We start from the raw sequence: 2,289 nt of genomic DNA, 5'->3' as shown, positions 1-2,289 counted from the left end.
CCCGGCTGCGTGCTGGGCTGCGATCAGAGCCGATAGGAGCTCCTCGTCGAGGTCCTGCATTTCGTCGATGAGTATGACAAAACCCTTGTGTTCATCCATCATCGCCAGGGATATGTCTTCGATCAGTTCCTCGAGATCGATGGCGATCTGGCCGGTGTCTGCTCGGCCGGTTCTGGTGTCGACGCCGAGGCTTGCCCCGGTGACTCCAACACTCATGCTGAAGGAAGCGATGCTGCCTAGGGCTGCTTTCCAGCGTTGCCCCATGGAAGGCTTGTTTAATCGTCGGGCGGCACTGATAAGCTCGCGGGCCAAGCGTGTCTGGAGTGCTGTCTGACCTGATTCAGCTGTTTTGCCCTCCAGGTAGACGGTTACCCACCCAGCTTCTTCAGCTGTTGCCCGTAGATGGTTTAGCAGCACCGTTTTACCTACGCCGCGCAGCCCGGAGAGAACCATCCCGCGATTATGCAGACCATGACCCGCGCGCTGAACCATGACCAGGAAGGTGTCGATCTCGCTGGATCTGCCTTCCATGGAAGGAGGTTTCAGTCCGGATCCAGGGGCATAGGGGTTAAGAGCACGATCCGTATCTGAAACTATACCGAGCAATCGCAAAAATACGATACGGTCGGATTTTTTTTCGATGTCTCACGGAAACGGCGCTGTCTGGCCGACGTACGCGAGTACATTCAGAAGCGGAGCCTGGCAGTGCTCTAGGGGCAGACTATTACGCGTACCCCCACTCGTAATTGCATTCCGGAGCAAGCAGGGGAGGACCAGAGCCCGTGACTCGGAAGGCGATCTCACCTCCGGCGACGTTCATGAACTCCGTACCAGCGACAGTAATAGATCGCATGCTGGCGGCCAATCCTTAGGTCCCTCAACCGATTGGCTTACGGAATGGCTGTCAGCTCCTCAACCGCATCCAAGTCGCGTACGGCGTAGCGGTGGTGTTCCCACTCCTCCTCGAGGATCGTGTGCAGGCACGAGAGGGTGGTCTCCGGGTACTCGGGCGCCCAGGGGTTTTTGCGCTCTGCGGCGAGGTCGTCCGGTGTGACGGAAGCGAGGAAATCGCGCACCATGGAGACGCGGCCCGCCCGGATTTCGAGCACCTCGGAGTACGACGGCGTGACTGTCGCGAAGATCGATATGTCGTTACCGTCGGTCTCGTACTCGGCGTTTGGCTGGCCAATGGGGTGGAATGGCTGATCGGTCCCCAGGATCGTGCTGCCCAGCCATGTGTCCGTGGCCATGACCAGATGCCGGAGCGTTTGCGCGAACGACCACTCGCCGCCTACGGAAACGTCGACAGTGTCCGTCGGCATCGCCGCGATGCGTTCGAGCGTGGCCGCCCATGTGTGCTCGAGCATGGCCCAATTCGCGCGCAGGCCATCCGGATCTCCGGCGCGCCTCGACGCACGGCCGGGAAAACGGCGGTTGAGTTCGGCCTCGACGAACGGGACCACATCGACGCCGTTAACACGTAGGAAGTTCCCGCCGTCCAGAAGCCAGGGTGCGTCGATGTCCGCACCCGCCACGTCGACTGCGCGCATGACCACGGCGGTGAGGTCAGCCCGAACAAACCGGGCCTCTCGAAAGTTCACGTCGACAAACTCTGTCCCATGCAAGTCGTGGGACTCGGTAGAGGCTGTCATGACAGTGACTCGCTCCCGCGCTAGCGGGAGTTTCCGAAGGCTGACCTGTTTTGATGGTGTTTGTGCTGGTCAGCGCGCTTTCGGGGTGTATTACCTAGGCGTGTCCTTTCGGCGGGTCAGCGGGTTGGCGCGTAGGTCTGGAGGGTGAAGAGCCCGGCGAGCTTCCCGGCCGTTTTGGAGTGGTCGGTGAGCAGGCGTTGGGCTCGTGGGCGGCCTTTGGACCCGTCGTGGTAGAGCAGTACGGTTTCCTGGATGCTGGCCAGCTCGTCAAGGACTTTGCGGGTGGAAAGACTGATGCCTGCCTGGGCGGCGGTGCGCGTCATCAGGTGGGCGACTTGCAGGGCGAGCACGCACGTGTAGGTATGCACCCGGATGTGGTCTTCGGTCCAGTGGTGCATCGGGGAGAAGGAGACGACGTGGGGGTCTTTGAGCTGGCGGAAGGCGTCTTCGACGTGTGACTGGGAGCGGTAGGCGGCGACGACTTCGGCGACTGTCCAGTTCTGCTGGTTGGTGATCAGGACGCGTTTGCCGAACACGCGCCGCTCCAACGCCGCCCGGGCCCTTCCCTTGGTCTGGTAGGTGAGGCGGACGTCTTTGGGGTTCTCACCGGCGACGGTCACGGTCAGGACCTCCTTGA

Annotated in this window: 3 protein-coding genes; all 3 read right to left on the bottom strand. The window is 61.4% G+C overall.

Annotated features, from left to right (window positions below):
* The coding region (locus Y708_RS0101635) for an ATP-binding protein (RefSeq protein ID WP_028278569.1) at window positions 1–531 on the bottom strand (531 nt) is incomplete at its 3' end.
* Between the two features lie 359 nt (window positions 532–890).
* Complete coding sequence (locus tag Y708_RS0101630) at window positions 891–1,652, bottom strand: DinB family protein (RefSeq protein WP_028278568.1); 762 nt, start codon at window positions 1,650–1,652, stop codon at window positions 891–893.
* A gap of 116 nt (window positions 1,653–1,768) precedes the next feature.
* Window positions 1,769–2,289, bottom strand: a 521-nt coding sequence (locus tag Y708_RS22240; protein WP_035774976.1) for an IS1634 family transposase, incomplete at its 5' end; no start/stop codon positions are given.

The sequence above is a fragment of the Arthrobacter sp. H5 genome (assembly GCF_000520595.1).
Taxonomy (GTDB): domain Bacteria; phylum Actinomycetota; class Actinomycetes; order Actinomycetales; family Micrococcaceae; genus Arthrobacter_D.
Note: the sequence above shows the minus strand (reverse complement) of the source record. Positions and strands in the feature narration are given on the sequence as shown.

Bases quoted from the DNA above. Each gene is read 5' to 3' on its own strand.
- Y708_RS0101630 (WP_028278568.1), bottom strand. From the start codon at position 1,652: ATGACAGCCTCTACCGAGTCCCACGACTTGCATGGGACAGAGTTTGTC.